This window comes from Massilibacterium senegalense (genome assembly GCF_001375675.1).
Classification (GTDB): domain Bacteria; phylum Bacillota; class Bacilli; order Bacillales; family Massilibacteriaceae; genus Massilibacterium; species Massilibacterium senegalense.
Window position 1 is genome coordinate 1,290,328 of the sequence record NZ_LN831786.1, and the last position, 21,257, is coordinate 1,311,584.

A 21,257-nucleotide genomic window follows, 5' to 3' on the forward strand; every position below is an offset into this window, starting at 1 on the left:
TCCTCCTTATGCTACAGGTTCTTTGTCTAATTTACGTACATCAACAAAATGGCCATGAATGGCTGCTGCCGCTGCCATTGCTGGACTTACTAAATGCGTTTTGGCACCTTTTCCTTGACGCCCTTCAAAGTTCCGGTTCGAAGTAGAAGCACAACGTTCTCCTTCAGGCACCGTATCAGGGTTCATCCCAAGACACATACTACAGCCAGCATCACGCCATTCAAATCCGGCTTCGATAAAGATTTTATCTAATCCTTCTTCTTCCGCTTGCGCTTTTACTTTTTGTGATCCTGGAACAATCATTGCACGTACACCTTCTTTTACTGTACGTCCTTTTATTACTTCTGCAGCTGAACGTAAATCACTTATACGAGAATTTGTACAGGAACCGATAAAAACATGTTGAATTTCGATATCTGTTATCTTCATTCCAGGCGCAAGCCCCATGTATGATAACGCTTGTTCTGTTGATTTTTGATCCGTTTCCGATTCAAAATCTGATGGCGACGGAACGACATTGTTAACATTTGTACCTTGTGCTGGATTTGTTCCCCATGTTACTTGCGGTTCAATTTCATCTGCATGAAGTTCGATTGTCCGATCGTACGTAGCACCTTCATCTGTTGCAAGAGCTTTCCATTCCTCAACAATCGCATCAAACGCCTCGCCTGTTGGAACAAAACGACGGCCGTGAAGGTATTCAAACGTAGTTTCATCAGGGCTAATAAGACCTGCTTTCGCTCCCGCTTCAATACTCATATTACATACTGTCATTCGTTCTTCCATCGACATATTTTTAAATACTTCACCTGTATATTCGATAACAGAACCAGTTCCAACATTAACACCATACTTCGCAATAATCGCCAAAATAACATCTTTTGCTGTTACACCTTTTCCGAGCTTACCGTCTACTTTTACTTGAAGTGTTTTCGGTTTTTGTTGCCAAAGTGTTTGTGTTGCAAAAACATGCTCTACTTCGCTTGTCCCAATCCCAAAAGCTAGTGCACCGAACGCGCCATGTGTAGCGGTATGACTATCTCCACACACAATCGTTTTCCCTGGGTGAGTTAATCCTAATTCAGGTCCAATAACGTGAACAATCCCTTGGTCTGGGCTCTTCATATCAGCGATTTTCACACCAAACTCAGCACAGTTTTTGGCTAACGTTTCAATTTGTTTTTTAGCAATTTCATCTGTAATATTAAAACGATTAATGGTCGGAACGTTATGATCCATTGTTGCAAACGTTAAATCTGGACGACGTAATTTTCGTCCTTTTAACCGTAATCCTTCAAAAGCTTGTGGGGAAGTTACTTCATGGATGAGATGTAAATCAATATAAAGAAGGGATGGTTTTCCTTCTTCCTTTACGACTTCATGCTTTTCCCAAATTTTTTCGATAATTGTTTTTGGCATACATAACCCCTCCTTACGTTTGTTATCATTACAGACGATTAATAACCGCTTCTATCATTTCTTCTGTTGTTGCATAAGAAGTTGTTTGTTCATCTGCAATATCACCTGTTCGTAATCCCGCTTCTAAAACATCTGAAACAGCTTTTTCAATCGCAGAAGCTTCTTCTAACATTTCAAATGAGTAACGAATCATCATTGCACTTGATAGAATCATAGCTAATGGATTGGCTTTGTTTTGCCCAGCGATATCTGGTGCCGAACCATGGACAGGCTCATACAGACCTGGACTATTATCTGTTAAGCTTGCAGAAGGTAACATACCTAGTGATCCTGTTAACATCGCTGCTTCGTCACTTAAAATGTCGCCAAATAAGTTTTCTGTTACAATCACATCAAATTGACGTGGATTTCGAACAAGTTGCATCGCGCAGTTATCCACCAACATATGTTCAAGTGTAACGTCTGAATATTCTTTGGAGATTTCTATCGCTGTTTCTCTCCACATCCGACTAGATTCTAGGACGTTTGCTTTATCGACAGATGTTACTTTCTTTCCGCGTAAACGAGCTAAATCAAATGCTTTTTTAATAATCCGTTCCATTTCTCGTTTTGTATAGTAAAGAGTGTCGACTACTACTTCTCCATTTTCTCGTCTTTCACTCGGTTTTCCAAAGTAAAGTCCGCCTGTTAATTCACGAACGATTAAAATATCGACTCCATCAATCACTTCTTCTTTCAGTGTGGAGGCATTTTGTAAACTTTTGAAAACAGATACCGGGCGTAAGTTCGCAAATAAATTAAGTTCTTTACGAATGCCAAGCAATCCTTGTTCTGGACGAACACTTCCTAAATCCCATTTAGGACCGCCAACAGCTCCCATTAATACTGCATCACTATTTTTACAAAGTGCGATTGTTTCTTTTGGTAATGGGGAACCAGTCTCATCGATGGCACAGCCACCGATAAGACCTTTTTCAAAAGTAAATTCATGACCAAATTTTTTTGCAACTACTTCTAATACTCGTATCGCACCATCTGCAATTTCCCGACCGATTCCGTCACCTGGTAATACCGCAATTTGTTTCTGCGCCATGTTCGTTCCCCTTTCTCATTCCTTACACTTGTTCTTTCATACGATCTTTTTGAATCAATACACGATTTAAAGCATTCACATATGCTTTGGCTGATGCTTCAAGCACGTCTTGCGCAGTAGCACGTCCTGTGGATTCCCCGCCATTATACGTCACTTTTACGTGAACTTGTGCTAATGCATCACGTCCACCTGATACAGATTGAATTCGGTAATCATGGAGAACTACTTCTCCTTCTACCATTTGTTCTAACGTATTATAAATTGCTTCTACACTACCGCTACCAGTTGCAGCATGTTGCTTACATTCACCGCTTGGTTCTTTTAACGTAATCGTTGCAGTTGGAACATTATTTGTTCCGTATTGCACTTGTATGTTTTCCACATCGTAATAAGAAACAGAAGCATCGATTTTCTTGTCTGTTAAAAGCGCAAATAAATCTTCATCTGTAATTTCCTTTTTGCGATCGGCTAACTCTTTAAACGCTTTAAATGTTTCATTTAATTCGTCTTGTGTTAAATCAAATCCTAGCTCGATAATTTTTTCCTTAAATGCATGTCGCCCGGAATGTTTTCCCAGTACCATTGCATTTGATTGAACACCAACAAGCTCAGGAGAAATGATTTCATACGTTGTTTTTTCTTTTAATACACCGTCTTGGTGAATGCCAGACTCATGTGCAAATGCATTTGAGCCTACGACTGCTTTATTCGGTGGAACAGGGAATCCTGTTAATTTACTTACTAAATTACTAGTTCGTTTTAACTCTTTTAATTGAATGTTTGTATCTGCTTGATAAAAATCTTTTCGAATATAAAGAGCGATTGCAATTTCTTCTAGTGCAGCATTCCCTGCCCGTTCTCCGATTCCATTAATCGTACATTCAATTTGATCGATTCCATTTTCAACCGCTGAAAGTGAATTGGCAACTGCCATTCCTAAATCGTCATGACAGTGAGTGGAGAATAAAGCTTTATGCGCATTCGGTACATGTTCTTTTAAGTATCGTAATCGTTCTCCGTACTCTTTCGGTGTAATGTATCCTACTGTGTCAGGTAAATTGATTACCGTTGCTCCAGCATGAATTACTTCTTCAAGAATTCTTGCTAGGAACGGTAAATCAGACCGACACGCATCTTCCGCCGAAAATTGGACATGAGTAAAACGACTTGCTGCATACTTAACAGCTGACACCGCATTTTCTACGACTTGATCTGGAGTCATACGCAGTTTATATTCCATATGCACAGGGCTTGTTGCGATAAACGTGTGAATACGTGGTTCAGCTGAATTTTTCAGTGCTTCCCAACACGCATCGATATCTTTTTGATTCGCACGTGAAAGTCCTGTTACTGATGAGTGTGTTACTGCTTCTGCAATCTCCTTTACCGATTGGAAATCACCAGGGCTTGCAGCCGGGAAGCCGGCCTCAATTACATCTACACCGAGGCGCTCCAACTGCTTTGCAATTTCCATTTTTTCTGTAAAGTTTAAGTTAATACCGGCCGATTGCTCCCCATCACGAAGAGTCGTATCAAAAATTTGAATTTTGCGCACGTTCTTCCACTCCTTTATTATTTTTGTTTAACAAATGGCATCATTGCGCGAAGCTCTTTTCCGACAACTTCAAGTTGATGCTCTTTTTCTCTTGCATTAATAGCGTTAAATTGTGGACGATTTACTTCATTTTCAAGAAGCCATCCTTTTGCAAATACACCTGTTTGAATATCTTTTAGTACGTCTTTCATTGCTTGTTTTGTATCCGCTGTAATAACGCGTGGTCCACTTACAAAGTCACCCCATTGTGCTGTATCAGAAATAGAGTAACGCATGTTTTCAAGTCCACCTTCATAAATAAGATCAACGATTAATTTTAATTCATGGCAGCACTCAAAGTATGCTACTTCTGGTTGGTAACCTGCTTCTACAAGTGTTTCGAATCCAGTTTTAATTAATTCTGAAACTCCACCACAAAGTACTGCTTGTTCACCGAAAAGGTCCGTTTCTGTTTCTTCTTTAAATGTTGTTTCTAACACACCAGCACGAGCTGATCCGATTCCTTTTGCATATGCAAGCGCGATTTCTTTCGCTTTTCCTGTTACATCTTGGTAAATACCGATTAATGCAGGAACTCCAGCACCTTCTGTATACGTACGACGAACAAGGTGTCCTGGTCCTTTTGGTGCAACTAAAAATACGTCTACGTCTGCAGGAGGAACGATTTGACCAAAGTGAACGTTAAAACCGTGTGCAAATACTAATGCATTTCCTGCTTCAAGGTTTGGTTTGATTTCATTTTCGTAAACTTTTGGTTGGAACTCGTCTGGAAGCAAGATCATGATTAATTCTGCTTTGTTTGTTGCTTCACTTACAGGTAACACTTCAAATCCATCTTCTTTTGCTTGATCCCAAGATTTACCTTGACGAAGACCAACTACTACGTTTACGCCACTTTCACGTAAGTTTTGCGCATGAGCGTGACCTTGTGAACCGTAACCGATTACTGCAACTGTTTTTCCTTCTAATAATGTTAAATCTGCATCTCCATTGTAATAAACTTTAGCCATTTTAAAATTCCTCTCCTTTAAATTAAGTTGTTTAATATTTTACATTTATCCTTGCTTGATGGTCAGTAAGACACTCACTTCGAATCGTTACATAGATAGAAACCGAAAGTGTGGATCTAACTGTCCGAATCGAGCTGCAGGCGCTGTTGGCTAGTAACATAAGCGTTGCTGCTTGTTTGGATTATTCTATCTAACCATCCCTGCAGGAAAACTACTCCTGCTGATGGAAGATTTGTATATTAGATAATTGCAAAGGTTGCAATATCATTGCTAGATAATTTTTGCATGCCGCGTGGAAGTGCGGTAACACCAGTACGGCTCATTTCTTTGATACCATAAGGGCGTAATAATTCAATTAAAGCTTCGATTTTATCGCTTCCACCAACGACTTCAATAGTTTGTGAATCTTTTGCAACGTCAAGAATTTGACAGCGAAAAGGTTCAATTAATGTGTTAATTTCAGGTCTTGTTTGTGGGGTAACCCCTACTTTAATTAGTGCAAGTTCTCTTGAGACCATCGCCTGATCAGTAATATCGACTACTTTTAAAACATCAATTTGTTTATTTAATTGTTTCAAAAGTTGCTCGATTTCTTTTTCGTTTTCTGCGTTTACCGTAAAGGTCATCCGAGAAATTCCAGGGGTTTCCCCGTGGCCTACAGAAATGCTTTCGATATTAAAGTGACGACGAGTAAACAACCCTGTAATACGGTTTAAAACACCAGCTTGGTTTAAAACTGTTGCCGTTACAATTCGTCTCATTTACCTTTCACCCCCACCATTTCATGTAATCCAGCTCCCGGCGGAATCATTGGATATACTTTTTCCTTCGGAGCCACTTGGAAATTAATAAAGACAGGTCCATCAATTTTCATCGCTTCATCGATTGCAGCTTTTGCTTCTTCGTTTGTTGTTGCATTAAATGCATCGATACCGAACGCTTTCGCAAGGTTAATGAAATCTGGTTGATAATCTAACAATGATTCAGAATAACGTTCATCATAGAAAATTTCTTGCCATTGACGAACCATTCCTAATGCATTGTTGTTAATAATAATCACTTTAATCGGCAAGTTCCATTGACGAATAATCGCTAGTTCTTGCATAGTCATTTGGAAACCAGCATCTCCGAGGACAGAAAAAACCATTTTATCTGGCTCTGCAAATTGTGCTCCAATAGCAGCTGGCAACCCAAAGCCCATTGTTCCTAAACCACCGCTTGTTACCCAGCGATTTGGATGGTTAAAGTGATAAAACTGTGCTGCCCACATTTGATGTTGACCAACGTCTGTTGTTACCACTGCTTCCCCTTTTGTTGCTTTTAAAATCATTTCGATCACTGTTTGTGGCTTTAATACCCCGTCTTCTTCTTCGTAGTGAAGTGGATATTTTTCCTTACAGTCTTGTAAGTATGCAAGCCATTCTGCATGTTCTGGTTGTGTGCCTTCTTCTGCTAACAATGCTTGAAGTGTTAATTTTGCGTCTGCCACAACTGGAATGTCTGTTGCAACATTTTTACCGATTTCAGCAGGATCAATATCAATATGTGCTACTTTTGCATTTGGCGCAAAATGCTCCAAATTTCCAGTAACACGATCGTCAAAACGAGCTCCGATACTAATAATTAAATCACATTCATATAACGCCATATTTGCTGTATATGTTCCATGCATACCCGCCATTCCTAAAAATAATTCATGATTTGCCGGGAATCCACCAAGGCCTAATAGCGTATTTGCTACTGGAATCTTCATTTTGTCTACATAGGTTTTTAATTCCTCATTTGCATCTGCAAATAATACCCCTGCGCCTGCTAAAATAACTGGTTTTTTTGCATCAGATACAGCTTGTTGAAGTTTTCGAATTTGCAGAATATTCGGTATAACATTCGGTTGATATCCTGGTAACTTGACTTCTTCTTCATAATTAAAAATACCGGTTGCCGTTGCGATATTTTTAGGAATATCAATTAATACTGGTCCTGGTCTACCTGTCGATGCAATATGAAACGCTTCTTTAATGATTCTTGGAAAATCTTTAATGTCACGTACTTGATAGTTATGCTTTGTAATCGGCATTGTAATACCGACAACATCAGCTTCTTGGAATGCGTCAGAACCGATTACTGCAGTTGATACTTGACCAGTAAGGACTACTAAAGGAATAGAGTCAATCATTGCATCTGCAATCCCTGTCACTAAGTTTGTCGCACCCGGACCACTAGTAGCGATTACTACACCAGGTTTACCTGAAATTCTTGCGTATCCTTCTGCTGCGTGAATGGCACCTTGCTCGTGTCGTGTTAACACGTGGCGTAATCCCGAATTATAAAAAGCATCATAAATTGGTAAAACCGCTCCGCCTGGGTAACCAAAAATGACTTCAACGTTCTCTCTTTTTAGGGCTTCGACTAACATTTGTCCACCCGTCATTGTTTCATTTTGAACAGTTGTTTTACGATCCATCGTCTTTGATTGAGCGCTCATAACCTTTCCTCCCTTATCATGATTTATTTTTCGTTTATGGGTAGCTATACTCCCACTTTTAGAAGTTTTTTATTTTTTACCAAAACATATTACAACAAACATAAAATTGTATAAAAAAAGAACCTTTCCATCTCCATACGAGTCCATCGACTTGAAGGGATGAAAAGATTCTTACTTTCCATGGTACCACCCTTGTTCATGCTAGTCTTTCGACATAGCACCTCATTAGCGAATGGTTATTATCCTTTTTCACATTCGCTTGTTTTTGTAACGGGTGCGGGAACACCCGGTTACCCTTACTACACTCGTTCAGGGTAACACTCAGAGGCGAGTTCACTAAAAATGTTATTACTTACTCACACCAACCGTAAGCTCTCTGAAAATAATCATTTAAAGCTACTTATCCTCTTCGCCGTTTTAATTATTATATTTTCATAATACCGCCTGTATTAGCGGATGTTACTAATTTAGAATAACGTGCTAACCAACCAGTTTTTACTTTTGGTTCTGGTACAACGAAATTTTCTTTCCGTTTTTGCAGCTCGTTGTCGTTAACAAGTAATTCAATTGTTCGATTTGTTAAATCAACGCGAATTTTATCTCCGTTTTCAATAAAGGCAATTGGCCCACCTTCTGCAGCTTCTGGAGAAATATGTCCAATCGCAATTCCACGAGATGCGCCTGAAAAGCGTCCATCGGTAATAAGTGCTACTTTTGTCCCGAGCCCCCGACCAACAATCGCTGATGTTGGAGCTAGCATTTCTGGCATTCCTGGACCGCCTTTTGGTCCTTCGTAACGAATGACAACAACATGCCCTTCTTTTACTGTCCCGTTGTTAATTCCTTCAATTGCTTCATCTTGTGATTCAAAAACAATTGCTTCCCCTTCAAACACTTTAATAGAAGGATCTACTGCACCTACTTTAATCACGCCACCATCAGGAGCAATGTTACCGAAAAGAATAGACAATCCACCAACTGGGCTATATGGATTTTCTTTCCGACGAATTACTTGATCGTTCGTAATTTCTGCATCTTTAATGTTTTCACGAAGTGTTCTGCCTGTAATCGTAATACGATCAGGATGAATAGCTCTTGGTACACTTGCTAGTTCTTTTAAAATAGCACTAATACCACCAGCGTTATGCACATCTTGCATAGAATAGTCCGATGCTGGACTAATTTTCGCTAAATATGGCACGCGTTTTGCCACTTCGTTAATACGGGTTATGTCATAATCAATTTCCGCTTCGTTCGCAATGGCCAATGTGTGAAGAACGGTGTTTGTTGAACCACCCATCGCCATATCTAATGCAAAAGCATCATCAATTGTTTCTTCTGTAATAATATCGCGTGGTTTAATATCCTTTTTAATCAGTTCCATTAAGTGAGCGACTGCATTTTTAATCAGTTGATGTCGTTCTTCACTTGTGGCAACAATTGTTCCATTTCCTGGTAACGCCATTCCGAGTACTTCCATCAATGAGTTCATCGAGTTTGCTGTAAACATACCAGAACATGAGCCACATGTCGGACAAGCACTTTGTTCAATTTCTAGCAATTCTTCACGACTCATTTTTCCTGAAAGCATTGCGCCAACACCTTCAAATACAGAAGATAAAGAAAGAGCTTTTCCGTCTTTCGTACGCCCTGCCTCCATTGGACCACCAGAAACAAATACACTCGGAACGTTCGTACGAACAGATGCCATTAACATCCCTGGTGTAATTTTGTCACAGTTTGGAATATAAAATACACCATCAAACCAATGAGCGTTAATAACCGTTTCAGCAGTATCTGCAATTAACTCACGGCTTGGTAAAGAATAGCGCATTCCGATATGTCCCATGGCAATACCATCATCCACACCAATTGTATTAAATTCAAAAGGCACTCCACCCGCTTCACGAATCGCTTGTTTCACAACATCCGCAAATTCACGTAAATGAACATGACCGGGAATAATATCGATATATGAATTACAAACCCCGATAAATGGTTTGTCTAAATCTTCTGGTTTTACACCTGCAGCATATAGCAAGCTTCTGTGCGGAGCTCGATCGACTCCTTTTTTGATCATATCGCTACGCATCGTAACAACTCCTATACTTATTTATATACTTTAAATCCTTCTGCGACTACTCGTTTGCGGAATTCTTCTAATAATTGTTTGAATACTTTTCCTGGTTTTCCGTCTCCAATTTGACGACGGTCTACTTCGATTACTGGAATTAATTCAGCAGCTGTACCAGTTAAGAAAATTTCATCCGCAATATATACATCATGGCGTGTAAAAGGTTCTTCACGCATATCATATCCAAGTTCTTTTGCTACTTCGACAATTGCATTACGTGTAATGCCTTCTAAAGCACCTAAATAAGTCGGAGGAGTTAAAATAGTGTTTCCTTTAATAATGAAGATATTATCTCCAGAACCTTCTGTTACATATCCTTCATCATTTAAAATTAATCCTTCTGAAACACCTAATTGATGTGCTTCTAATTTTACTAAAATATTATTTAAATAGTTCAATGATTTCACTTTTGGACTAAGTACGTCTGGTCGATTACGTCTTGTTGCAACGGTTGCAATAGCAATTCCTTTATCGTATAACTCTGGTGGGAATAGAGCAAGCGGTTCAGCAATAACGACGACATTAGATACACTGCAATTATTTGGATCAAGCCCTAAATCTCCTGTTCCACGAGAAACGACGACACGAATATATGCGCTGTCCAATTTGTTTTTACGAATAGTTTCTGCGATAATTTCGTTAAACTCATCTTGTGTATGTGGAATGTTTAACATAATTGATTTTGCGGAATCATATAAACGTTGTGTATGTAATTCCAGGCGGAAAATATTACCGTTGTATACACGAATTCCTTCAAACACTCCGTCCCCATACAAAAAACCGTGGTCATAAACTGAAATTTTTGCGTTGTCTTTTGTGACAAATTCGCCGTTTAAGTAGATCAATTGCTCACTCATTTAATCATCTCCTATATATTGTAAAGCTACTTAAAAGACATCATAATATAACTTTCTTTGCGAAGTTTTTGTCACTCCTACAAAGGGATATTTAAATTCATCTCTCATCTAAATAAGGATGAATTTAAAATTTTCTTAAAATTATGAAGTTACTAATTTTTTATATATCATAAGATTAAAATGATATTTCGTCAACCGTTTTTTAGGATTATCTTCCTTCCTAAACGGGTAATAAACTTACCTGTATACGTTTACATCCTTATTCTATCAATATTTATTTTACTAGAAAAACTTTTTAAAGTTTTTTGACAATTTGCATTTTTAAAAAAACGTTTAAATGATGACTGGATATAATCCAAAAAACATCATTTTTTTGTTTCGTCATTATATAACCTAATTTAAAATTTTTACATAATGTTTTTTTAAAAAGTAAATGATGCTAGTTGCTACTTGTCCAAATCTTGATCAATAAAGAAATCTTCCATCAGCAGAAGTTTTCACACTTCCCCCTTACCTGTTTGCAGACCTTTTGAAGTGAGGGTCTTACTTCGCCCATTAATGAGGAATAAATTTCTTTTAACATCATTGACATTTAACATAACGGACACATATGATAGTTTGTTATTAGGAAAATTAAACATATAAACAACCGATTAATGGATATAAGGTGTTATCTCCAACAGCGTTTATTTCATGTGAAAATTTATCTATGTGGAAAGGAATGGTGTATAATGAGAGGTTTATTAGAATTAATATGAATTATATTGATATTTGGACTTTTAGGGGGCATTTTCTCTACCATTTTAAGCGTATTTTATCAATCAATTAGTGTAACTCAATTTGAATGGTTAGGTTTCTTAGGCATTTTGTTATTATTATTTGTCCTGTATCGAAACAGATGGCAATTTACTGGTTGGTACAATGGGGAAAGAAACGAAAAAGAAATGTTATCTCAAAAAACCGCTAAACTTTTAATTTTTTTCTCTATACTATTACTCCTTTCACCACCTTTGGTCGATTACTTTTTACGATAAAGAAACCTTCCATTCAGTGGTGATTTTCGCACTTCCTCCTCCCACCGTTGGTTGGATGCACGTATCCCACGTTTATCCAAAAAAGTGAAGATAGGCTTGGTCAACGACGAGGCTATAAATAATACGAAAAGCAGAAGAAGCACTTTGGAATTCTACAGTACTTTGATTTATAGTGAATGAAAGTCATTAGTCCATCTTATGAGGATCAAATAATTTGATTCCCCTCTTAATTATTTTCGGTGCTACCTTAACATTTTAATCAGGATTCTTGTTACCTGTTAATAAGTGATAAAACAACGTATTTCTCCTTGCAAAAATCGGCAAAAAAACGTATGATGTATTCGTAAAAAATTATTGAATGATTTCAAATACTAAAAAGAAAAGAGGGTTGTAGATGAGTGAAGTTTTGTTAAAACAAATATTGTCTGAAGTGCAAGGTTTAAAAACTGACGTACAAGGATTGAAGACGGAGCAACAAGAAATAAAAGCTGACTTGCAAGGATTGAAGACAGAGCAACAAGAAATAAAAGCACAAATGAATGGGCGATTCGATACGCTTGAAACGAAATTATCTTTTGTCCAAGAAGATGCGAAAGAAATAAAAAATACTGTTGGTAAATTAGAAAAAGAAGAACAGGAAAATGTAGTTGCTCTTTTGAAAAAAATTGAAAGTAATCAACAAATAATGAAAGAAGATCAGAATGAAATAAAAAATACTCTTAACACCGTTGTGTATACTCAAAATCGACATGAACAAATTTTAGCAACACTTTCGTTGAAATCTATTGAACATGAGTCAGAACTTAACTATTTAAAAAACATGAAATAAACTACCATACTTACAAACACCAAATTTTCTCTCCTCTTTACTAGAAAAATACTCACATCTTCTTTGTAAATAGACAAAAACTAATCATGTATCCAAATGAAATTTTCCTTCTTAGTAACATTCTCGTGATTCATTAATATGTATTCTTGTGTTACAGGAATCTATTTTATGGGCAAACTCGTTGCGATAGAATCATCTTTTTAAAGCAGTTAAAATGAGGATGCATTGAGTTTCTAATCTTCTTAAAGTATTTTCATAACCAATTGCACGTTCATCTCTTTCATCCCCATTTTGTTTTATTTTTTTGACGCTAAGTATTTCATTTCCTTTCATATCTGTCGAAATTTGATTTAATGATTGATATCCTAAATGTCTGATTTTTACTATTGTCACTTTCTTATTTAATAAATCTTTTATTTTTTCTACGGCATTATAAGCCTTTTCTCCGCTACAGATTATTAATCGATTAATATGGTTGAGCTCATTAGTCAAACGTTGTAAATTATCCGAAGCGTATATTTCACTTACTTTCGCTTCACTTCTTCCCGTTTCATTTTTATATTCTATTTGATCCCATGCGTTAGTAATCGTAATTGCTTCACGTGTAAATTCCAAATCACTTCTTTCATTTAATAGACCTAATAACAGTGCCAAATTTGTCCCTGTTTTACCTGCTGCTGGCTTACCCGCTCTTTGCTCTTCTTGACCTGGACAAGAAAAAACAATCGCTATTTCGTTTTTTGTTCCAGGTTCAAAGTGTGGTTTTACATCCATAAATTTTGAACATATTAAAGTAGATTTTACGTTGTTTTTGTTCACCAATTGATTCGTCAACCTTTCTTTCTATCGTATATTTCTTCTTACTAGTGTATGCTTTTGAAAAAGAAAAAAACAGGATTTCGAATTTTATCCACTTTTGACTCAGCTCATTATGTTTACACTTTTTTAGACATTATAATAACGGCTTTCTGCTCCGCGATTTATAAATATTGCTTAGAATAAGCAAACATTATGAAAAAAATCGCTATAAACCTTCATTGTAAAAGGTTTATAGCGATTTTTTTATCTTTCTAAAACGTCTGTAACGTCCCAGGAGAGATTCGAACTCCCGACCGACGGCTTAGAAGGCCGTTGCTCTATCCTGCTGAGCTACTGGGACATGGAGCGGGTGATGGGAATCGAACCCACGACATCAGCTTGGAAGGCTGAGGTTTTACCATTAAACTACACCCGCACTGTGACGACACTAATTAATATAAAATAATACCGGATTATTGTCAAGACTTTTTTGTGATTTACCTAATTCTCCATATGGAGAATTAGGTATGCACAGGATATTGCTGAAACATATCTGTTAACTCTCTTCCTTCTAGATCAAAAAATCGAACCGACATCTTTTGTTCTTCCCAATCCAAAATACAATATGTCTTCTCTACTCGAATACGTGGTTTTTTAATGCTGCCAGGGTTAATAAATAACACATCGTCAACTTTTTCAGTCATCGCTACATGTGTATGACCAAAACAGACGACTTTTGCTCCTACTTCTTCACTACGATATTTTAATGGCATTAACGTTGATTTTACTTGATAATGATGGCCATGGGTGACAAAAATTACCCCTAAAGGTGTTTCGATTTTTTCTTCCTTTGGAAAAGGTCCGAGATCACAATTTCCCTTCACTGCAACAAATGGTTGTAAGGAGTCGGGAAAAAGTTCAGAATCCCCACAATGGATCCATAATTCAACTTCATGTTGATGACGTTGGTAAATGGCTTTTATTTCTTGAACAAGTCCATGACTGTCACTTACAATTCCTATTTTCATTGAAAAGATTCCTCATCCCATACTTGTACTAATTTTTCTAATGCGTAATGGCGATGGCTAATTTTATTTTTTTCTTCTTTTGATAGCTGTGCCATCGTTTTTTGTTTTTCTGAAACGTAAAAAATCGGATCATAGCCAAAGCCTTCTGTCCCCATTTTTTCTCTTGTAATAACGCCTTCACATTCTCCGCGTACTGTAAATGGTTCTTTTCCAGGAACCGCACCTGCAAGAACACATACATATCGTGCAGTTCGTAAAGGATCTACCACGTCTTTTAAGTTTTGTAACACTTTTTGCAAATTAGCTTCGTCGTCTTTTTCTTCTCCCGCATACCGTGCAGAATAAACGCCTGGTTCTTTATTTAACGCATCTACTTCTAATCCTGAATCATCCGAAATAACGGGATATTGTAATTGTTCCATGACGCTTGTCGCCTTAATTAAAGCATTTTCTTCAAACGTTACACCCGTTTCTTCTGGTTCGATCACCTCAGGAAAGTCACGAAGCGATAATACTTCGTAACCAAGAGGTTGAAATAACGTTTCAAAGTCTTTTACTTTGCCTTGATTATTTGTTGCAATAATAATTTTATTCATTCGTATCTTCCTTTTTTGTATAAGCTGCAATTTTATTTGTAATGGATTCTCCTAAAACTTCTTGTTGCATCGCAATCAATTGGTTAATTCCATTTGACGCTAATTTTAACAATGTTTCTAATTGTGCATATGAAAACGTTGCTTCTTCTCCAGTACCTTGAATTTCAACAAATTCTCCTTGGCCAGTCATGACAACATTCATATCAACATCCGCACTAGAATCTTCTACATAACAAAGATCAACAATTTCTCCGTGTTCTTCCGTTACGCCGACGCTTGTTGCTGCTAAAAAGTCTTTTAATGGCCATTGTTCTAGCAATCCTTCTGTTGCTAATTTTTCCATCGCTAATGCTACTGCAACGAAAGCACCTGTAATAGAAGCCGTTCTTGTCCCACCATCCGCTTGAATCACATCACAATCAATCCATAATGTGCGTTCTCCTATTTTTTCTAAATCTACAACAGAGCGGAGTGCTCGTCCGATTAAACGTTGGATTTCCATCGTTCTCCCCATTACTTTTCCTTTAGACGATTCGCGAATATTTCGTTGTTCTGTTGCACGGGGTAACATAGCATATTCTGCAGTAACCCATCCTTTTCCTTCCCCGCGCATAAATGGGGGCACACGTTCTTCCACTGTAGCCGCACAAATCACTTTTGTATCTCCAACTGTTATTAAGACAGAACCTTCTGGATGTTTCAAATAATTTGTTTCTATATGTACAGGTCTAACCTCACTATTTCCTCTTCCATCCATTCTCATCATTAAAGCCTCCCTTTTTTCTTTTAGTATATCCTAAGAGGGTCACAAAAAAGAGGCAGTGTTCCTGCCTCTTTTCTTTCCTTCTTTTATTATACCAAAGATTTTTTAAAATGTACCGATGTTCACATTTTTCGGACGTGCCACTGGTTCTGTTAACAATTTTCCGGATGCTTGTTGCACTTGTGTTTGTCCATTTACTAAAATGGCAACTTTTTCAATCCCTTCTTGCTCCGTTAATGATAAAACGAGAGATTGAACAATTTCATCAGCAATTTTATTTTCTTTATTATTATTTAAAATAGCATCATTAAAATTTAACGTTACTACACCATTTTCATATTTCGGTTTTTCGACTAATTTTACTTCTTCTTTTAATGGTGTTAAAAGGCCAGATTGAACACTTGGGCCTTTTAACACCTCTTGAACTGTTGCTTCAATTGGATCTAGTTGTTCTTGGACTCTTCTAGTGACCGGGACAAAATATTGTGCATTTTCTTTTTTCGTTAAAAAGTAAACAATCACTGGATACGTTTGTGTCACATCATTAATGGACTCATTTTCAAAATTAATGCCTTCTAATCGAGATACCCCCTCATCTATTGGTGTATGATTCACTGGCATTTCTTTTAATTCATGTCCATTAATTTGAAGTTTTACTTTTTGAATTTGATCAAATTGCGTTAATGTGTACGTAATCGATTGTAAAATCCTTTCTTCTTCTTCCGCTTTATATTCTTTAAATTCTGGGGAAAAATCCACGACAATCGTATCTCCAACAAGGTTTACAGATAATACTTCCGTTCCAGCTGGTAATATTGCTTGAAACCCTTCTGGTAGCAATTCCGTTACAGGGCCATTTTTCACTAAATATTCTACTGATTGTTTCGCTACCGAAGTCGTATGCGGTACTTTTAAGACCGTTGGAACGAGCATTCCTTTCTCATCTAACAAATATAATTCACGAAGCACTGTTTTTTCTGTTTTTTCTTTGGTTTGTTCCGACTCTTTTGATTGTTCTTTATCTGAAAGTGTTGCTTCTTCATCTACAACTGTTACTTCTGGCGGCGGGTCAATCGTTTGTTGCGCTTTCCCACCCCCCCATTGACAACCTGCTAACCATACAACACAAGCACTTATCACCAGTAAGCGTTTCATTGTTCGAACCCTCCTTAGGCCTGTTTATCCATTTTTAAAAAGGATGTCCTATCTCTTATCGTATATATACGAGCCCTGCTTGTTTTTTAGCACAAAAAAAAGAAACTTTCTTATTCGAAAGTTTCTTATAACTGAATGGTTTTAATATATCGTATTGGTTGTTCAAACCAATCTTCAGCAATTTTACGAAACACGTCACTAGAACCTGTCGTATAAAAATGATGTTGGGGTTCTCGATTACCTGTATACAATAGATTACTTTCATATAAAATCGTACTTACTTCACGGGCAGTCTCATCCCCAGAAGAAATTAAAGAAATATGTTTTCCCATCACATTTTGAATGACTGATTTTAATAATGGATAATGGGTACAACCTAAGATCATCGTATCAATCGGTTTATCTTTTAATGGTTGTAACGTTTCTTCTACAATTTTTTTCGCTTTTTTATTCAAAAAATTTCCACTTTCAACTAGCGGAACAAAGGATGAACATGCCAAACTTTCCACCTGAATATCATCATGAATACTTTTTAAAGCGTGTTCATAGGCTTTACTGTTAATCGTTCCTTCTGTTCCGATTACAGCTACGTGATAATTATTCGTTTCTTTTAATGCTGTCCGTGCACCTGGGTGAATAACCCCAATGACAGGAATAGATAAACTTTCTTTTAATTCTTCTAACACTGCAGCCGTCGCAGTATTACACGCGATAACGAGCATTTTAATTTCTTGTTGTAATAAATAATCTGTCATTTCCCACGTAAATTGACGCACTTCTTCTTTAGAACGTGGACCGTATGGACAACGCAGAGTATCCCCTACATAATAGATTTGCTCTTTTGGTAGCTGTCGTAATATTTCTTTTACAACAGTTAGTCCTCCAACTCCTGAATCAATAACTCCAATAGGTTTATCCACTACAATCGCCTCATTCTTTCTTTTTAACAGTAGTCATCAATATATTGCTACTTTTCATAAAAAAAAGCAATAAGAATGTTCATTTTTGTAATTTTCAATCAAAAAAAAGCCAACAAAAATGTTGGCTTATACTTGTAATTCTCCTAGTCGAATCAGTTCTACAACTGCTTGTGCTCTCCCTTTTACGCCAAGTTTTTGAATAGTGTTAGAAATATGATTTCGAACCGTTTTTTCACTAATGAACAATTCCTCTGCTATTTCTCTTGTTGTTTTATCTTGGACGAGCAATTCAAAAACTTCACGTTCTCGCTTAGTCAGCAACGGCTTCATACGGTACTCGTGTCCTTTCAATGTCTGCTCCCTCCTTATCTTTTTCTTAAGTAGAGGGTTTATTTGAAAGGAATAAAGTTAGTTATCGTATCGTATGCATAAAAGAGCCTCTTGGTACCTTACAAAAACGAAGATAACTGATTTTTTATCGATTTGGGCCAAGAAAACGGTCGTTTTGTCTCTTTCGATAATTGAACTAATCGTCCCCTGGCGGTGAGAACAACTTCTCCTTTTTCGTTTTTGGCCATGTAATGAAGATCGACAGATGTCCGTCCAATATCCCCCACTTTACAATATACTGTAAGCTGATCATCAAAAAATACTTCCTGTAAATAATCACATTGCATGTCACGAACCACTAACATCGTTGGCATATTAAAGGAAAATAAGTTTATTTTTTTCAAAAACTCAATTCTCGCTTCTTCAAAGTAAACAAATACTTTTGTGTTATTAAGATGACCATATGCATCGGTATCAGAAAAGCGTACTTTAATTGGAATGGAAAAAGAAAATGATTGAACCCAACTCGAGAAATCATCTACATATGAAATAGTTGCCATCATCATTCCCCTTTCATCATTTTTGTCATATATCATTCTATGAATATCATATCTATTTTTCATGCAAAAAGACCTCTTCTGTTTAATCGAAGAGGTCTTTTCAAGACGATTATTATTTGTCGCTACCAAAGAAGTTTTTGAAGCCTTGTACAACTGTGTCACGGTTAATAGCTGCAATAGAAGTTGTTAAAGGAATACCTTTTGGACATACTTGAACGCAGTTTTGTGAGTTACCACAGTTTGTGACACCACCTTCACCCATAAGTGCTTCTAAACGTTCTGCTTTGTTCATTTCACCTGTTGGGTGAGTATTGAATAAACGAACTTGAGACACGGCTGCTGGTCCGATAAATTTTGTTTTATCGTTTACATTCGGACAAGCTTCTAAACAACAACCACAAGTCATACATTTAGAAAGTTCATACGCCCATTGACGTTTTGATTCTGCTAAACGTGGACCAGCTCCTAAATCGTATGTCCCGTCAATTGGAACCCATGCTTTTACGCGTTTTAGCGCATCAAACATACGACTACGATCAATCACTAAGTCGCGAACAACTGGGAATGTACTCATTGGTTCCAAACGAACTGGTTGTTCTAATTTGTCAACAAGTGCTGTACAGGCTTGACGTGGTTTTCCGTTAATGACCATCGAACAAGCACCACAAACTTCCTCAAGACAGTTCATTTCCCAAGAAATAGCTGAAGTTTCTTTGCCATCAGCAGTTACTGGATTACGACGAATTTCCATTAATGCAGAGATAACGTTCATACCTGGACGATAAGGTACTGCAAATTCTTCTGTGTACGGAGCAGAATTAGGATCTTTTTGACGTTTTACAATAAAACGAACTGTTTTTGTTTCACTCATTATTTTTCACCCCCAACTTGCTCTTCTTTGAAGTGTTGTATTGTTTGTTTATCTTTATCTTTTTTAGATTTCGTATAGTCACGTTTACGAGGTTTAATCATAGATGTATCTACATCTTCGTAAGTGATTTCTGGAGCTGTCATTTTACCTGTATACGTCGCAATTGTTGATTTTAAGAATTTTTCATCATTACGATCTGGGAATTCAGGTTTATAATGTGCCCCACGACTTTCATCACGATTTAAAGCACCTAATGTGATAACACGAGCTAATTGGAACATATTCCATAATTGACGTGTAAATGAAGCAGCTTGGTTACTCCATTTTGCTGTATCATGGATGTTAATGTTTTGATAACGTTCCATTAATTCCACGATTTTGTCGTCTGTTTCTTTTAATTTATCGTTGTGGCGAACAACTGTAACGTTTGCTGTCATCCATTCACCAAGTTCTTTGTGAAGAACGTATGCATTTTCGTTACCTTTATCCATACCCATAATGTCATCATATTTCGTTTGTTGTTCTTTTACTGCAGCATCGAAAACAGAAGATTTTACTTCATCAGAAGAGTTATCTAATCCACTAATATATTCAACTGCATTTGGACCAGCAACCATTCCACCAAAGATTGCAGAAAGTAAAGAGTTAGCACCTAAACGGTTTGCACCGTGGTATTGGTACTCACATTCACCTGCAGCAAATAAACCAGGAATGTTTGTTTGTTGATTAAAGTCTACCCACATACCACCCATTGAGTAGTGAACAGCTGGGAAGATTTTCATTGGTACTTTACGTGGATCGTCACCTACGAATTTTTCATAAATTTCGATAATACCACCAAGTTTAACATCTAATTCATGTGGATCTTTATGAGAAAGATCTAAGTAAACCATATTTTCACCGTTAATACCTAATTTTTGATTTACACACACGTCAAAGATTTCACGTGTTGCAATATCACGAGGTACTAAGTTGCCGTATGCTGGATATTTCTCTTCCAAGAAATACCAAGGTTTACCATCTTTGTATGTCCATAAACGTCCACCTTCCCCACGAGCAGATTCACTCATAAGACGTAATTTGTCGTCCCCTGGAATTGCTGTTGGGTGAATTTGGATGAATTCTCCGTTAGCATATTTCACACCTTGTTGATAAAGTGCACTTGCTGCTGTACCTGTATTGATTACAGAGTTTGTTGATTTACCAAAGATGATACCAGGACCACCAGTAGCCATAATAACAGCATCTGCATCAAAAGCACGAATTTCCATTGTTTTAAGATTTTGCGCAACAATTCCTTTACATACACCTTCTTCATCAACGACAGCTTGAAGAAATTCCCATCCTTCGTATTTTGTTACGAGGCCAGCTGCTTCGTGACGACGAACTTGTTCATCTAATGCATATAATAATTGTTGCCCTGTTGTTGCACCCGCAAAAGCTGTACGGTGATATTCTGTTCCTCCGAAACGACGGAAGTCTAATAAACCTTCAGGTGTACGGTTGAACATAACTCCCATCCGGTCCATTAAGTGAATAATACCTGGTGCTGCTTCAGCCATTGCTTTAACAGGAGGTTGGTTTGCTAAAAAGTCTCCGCCATATACTGTATCGTCAAAGTGAATCCACGGTGAGTCACCTTCACCTTTTGTGTTTACGGCACCGTTAATTCCACCTTGCGCACAAACGGAGTGAGAACGTTTCACCGGTACGAGTGAAAATAATTCAACTGGAACACCAGCTTCTGCTGCTTTAATCGTTGACATTAATCCTGCAAGACCACCGCCGACGACGATTAATTTACCTTTACCCATTTATTA

At 37.3% G+C, this 21,257-nt stretch carries 18 protein-coding genes, 2 tRNA genes, 1 pseudogene and 1 other annotated feature; of the genes and pseudogenes, 1 reads left to right on the top strand and 20 read right to left on the bottom strand.

What is annotated here, in order from left to right; genetic code table 11:
* Window positions 1-6: 6 nt before the first annotated feature.
* The 8 genes and pseudogenes from leuC to ilvE all read right to left on the bottom strand — a co-directional run bounded on the left by leuC (window position 7) and on the right by ilvE (window position 10,553).
* Window positions 7-1,419: a 3-isopropylmalate dehydratase large subunit gene (gene leuC, locus BN1372_RS09850; protein ID WP_062199015.1), complete on the bottom strand. Its 1,413-nt coding sequence runs from the start codon at window positions 1,417-1,419 to the stop codon at window positions 7-9.
* A 28-nt stretch (window positions 1,420-1,447) separates the two neighbouring features.
* Complete coding sequence (gene leuB / locus BN1372_RS09855) at window positions 1,448-2,512, bottom strand: 3-isopropylmalate dehydrogenase (protein ID WP_062199017.1); 1,065 nt, start codon at window positions 2,510-2,512, stop codon at window positions 1,448-1,450.
* Window positions 2,513-2,534: 22 nt separating this feature from the next.
* The gene (locus tag BN1372_RS09860) at window positions 2,535-4,067 is read right to left on the bottom strand and encodes a 2-isopropylmalate synthase (RefSeq protein WP_062199019.1); all 1,533 of its coding nucleotides are present in this window, start codon (window positions 4,065-4,067) and stop codon (window positions 2,535-2,537) included.
* Window positions 4,045-5,077 (bottom strand): annotated as a pseudogene (gene ilvC, locus BN1372_RS09865) (ketol-acid reductoisomerase). Before ilvC ends, BN1372_RS09860 begins: the two are co-directional and overlap by 23 nt.
* Before the next feature lie 239 nt (window positions 5,078-5,316).
* Window positions 5,317-5,838, bottom strand: a complete 522-nt coding sequence (ilvN, locus tag BN1372_RS09870) for an acetolactate synthase small subunit (protein WP_062199023.1) — start codon at window positions 5,836-5,838, stop codon at window positions 5,317-5,319.
* On the bottom strand, window positions 5,835-7,562 hold the full coding sequence (ilvB, locus tag BN1372_RS09875) for an acetolactate synthase large subunit (RefSeq protein WP_062199025.1): 1,728 nt from the start codon (window positions 7,560-7,562) through the stop codon (window positions 5,835-5,837). Before ilvB ends, ilvN begins: the two co-directional genes overlap by 4 nt.
* Window positions 7,563-7,714: 152 nt before the next feature.
* Window positions 7,715-7,984, bottom strand: a binding site (T-box leader).
* 2 nt (window positions 7,985-7,986) lie between these two features.
* Window positions 7,987-9,654 carry a dihydroxy-acid dehydratase gene (ilvD, locus tag BN1372_RS09880; protein ID WP_062199027.1) on the bottom strand — a complete coding sequence of 556 codons (1,668 nt, stop codon included), beginning with the start codon at window positions 9,652-9,654 and terminating at the stop codon, window positions 7,987-7,989.
* A 17-nt stretch (window positions 9,655-9,671) separates the two neighbouring features.
* Window positions 9,672-10,553 (bottom strand): branched-chain-amino-acid transaminase, encoded by an 882-nt coding sequence (gene ilvE / locus BN1372_RS09885; protein WP_062199029.1) that lies wholly within the window; start codon window positions 10,551-10,553, stop codon window positions 9,672-9,674.
* A gap of 1,428 nt (window positions 10,554-11,981) precedes the next feature.
* On the opposite strand from ilvE, the gene BN1372_RS09890 reads away from it, so the two are divergent.
* The gene (locus BN1372_RS09890; RefSeq protein WP_062199031.1) at window positions 11,982-12,416 is read left to right on the top strand and encodes a hypothetical protein; all 435 of its coding nucleotides are present in this window, start codon (window positions 11,982-11,984) and stop codon (window positions 12,414-12,416) included.
* Window positions 12,417-12,608: 192 nt separating this feature from the next.
* Here BN1372_RS09890 and BN1372_RS09895 read toward each other — a convergent pair whose 3' ends face one another.
* The 12 genes from BN1372_RS09895 to sdhA form a co-directional block, all read right to left on the bottom strand.
* The gene (locus BN1372_RS09895; protein ID WP_325062697.1) at window positions 12,609-13,235 is read right to left on the bottom strand and encodes a uracil-DNA glycosylase family protein; all 627 of its coding nucleotides are present in this window, start codon (window positions 13,233-13,235) and stop codon (window positions 12,609-12,611) included.
* A 266-nt stretch (window positions 13,236-13,501) separates the two neighbouring features.
* A tRNA-Arg gene (locus BN1372_RS09900) sits at window positions 13,502-13,575 on the bottom strand.
* A gap of 1 nt (window position 13,576) precedes the next feature.
* Window positions 13,577-13,650 (bottom strand) — tRNA-Gly (locus tag BN1372_RS09905).
* 85 nt (window positions 13,651-13,735) lie between these two features.
* Window positions 13,736-14,242 carry a metallophosphoesterase family protein gene (locus tag BN1372_RS09910; protein ID WP_062199035.1) on the bottom strand — a complete coding sequence of 169 codons (507 nt, stop codon included), beginning with the start codon at window positions 14,240-14,242 and terminating at the stop codon, window positions 13,736-13,738.
* Window positions 14,239-14,838: an XTP/dITP diphosphatase gene (locus BN1372_RS09915; protein ID WP_062199037.1), complete on the bottom strand. Its 600-nt coding sequence runs from the start codon at window positions 14,836-14,838 to the stop codon at window positions 14,239-14,241. The genes BN1372_RS09910 and BN1372_RS09915 overlap by 4 nt, the downstream gene beginning before the upstream one ends.
* Window positions 14,831-15,601: a ribonuclease PH gene (rph, locus tag BN1372_RS09920; protein ID WP_062199039.1), complete on the bottom strand. Its 771-nt coding sequence runs from the start codon at window positions 15,599-15,601 to the stop codon at window positions 14,831-14,833. The genes BN1372_RS09915 and rph overlap by 8 nt, the downstream gene beginning before the upstream one ends.
* Before the next feature lie 105 nt (window positions 15,602-15,706).
* The gene (locus tag BN1372_RS09925; protein WP_062199041.1) at window positions 15,707-16,756 is read right to left on the bottom strand and encodes a GerMN domain-containing protein; all 1,050 of its coding nucleotides are present in this window, start codon (window positions 16,754-16,756) and stop codon (window positions 15,707-15,709) included.
* Window positions 16,757-16,881: 125 nt separating this feature from the next.
* Window positions 16,882-17,676 (bottom strand): glutamate racemase, encoded by a 795-nt coding sequence (gene racE, locus BN1372_RS09930; RefSeq protein WP_062199043.1) that lies wholly within the window; start codon window positions 17,674-17,676, stop codon window positions 16,882-16,884.
* 126 nt (window positions 17,677-17,802) lie between these two features.
* A complete protein-coding gene (locus tag BN1372_RS09935; protein WP_407656474.1) occupies window positions 17,803-18,006 on the bottom strand; it encodes a helix-turn-helix domain-containing protein in 204 nt (67 codons plus the stop codon).
* Between the two features lie 119 nt (window positions 18,007-18,125).
* Complete coding sequence (locus tag BN1372_RS09940) at window positions 18,126-18,566, bottom strand: acyl-CoA thioesterase (RefSeq protein WP_187118424.1); 441 nt, start codon at window positions 18,564-18,566, stop codon at window positions 18,126-18,128.
* A 112-nt stretch (window positions 18,567-18,678) separates the two neighbouring features.
* Window positions 18,679-19,437 carry a succinate dehydrogenase iron-sulfur subunit gene (gene sdhB, locus BN1372_RS09945; protein WP_062199047.1) on the bottom strand — a complete coding sequence of 253 codons (759 nt, stop codon included), beginning with the start codon at window positions 19,435-19,437 and terminating at the stop codon, window positions 18,679-18,681.
* Window positions 19,437-21,251 carry a succinate dehydrogenase flavoprotein subunit gene (gene sdhA, locus BN1372_RS09950; protein ID WP_062199049.1) on the bottom strand — a complete coding sequence of 605 codons (1,815 nt, stop codon included), beginning with the start codon at window positions 21,249-21,251 and terminating at the stop codon, window positions 19,437-19,439. The genes sdhB and sdhA overlap by 1 nt, the downstream gene beginning before the upstream one ends.
* Window positions 21,252-21,257 lie beyond the last annotated feature (6 nt).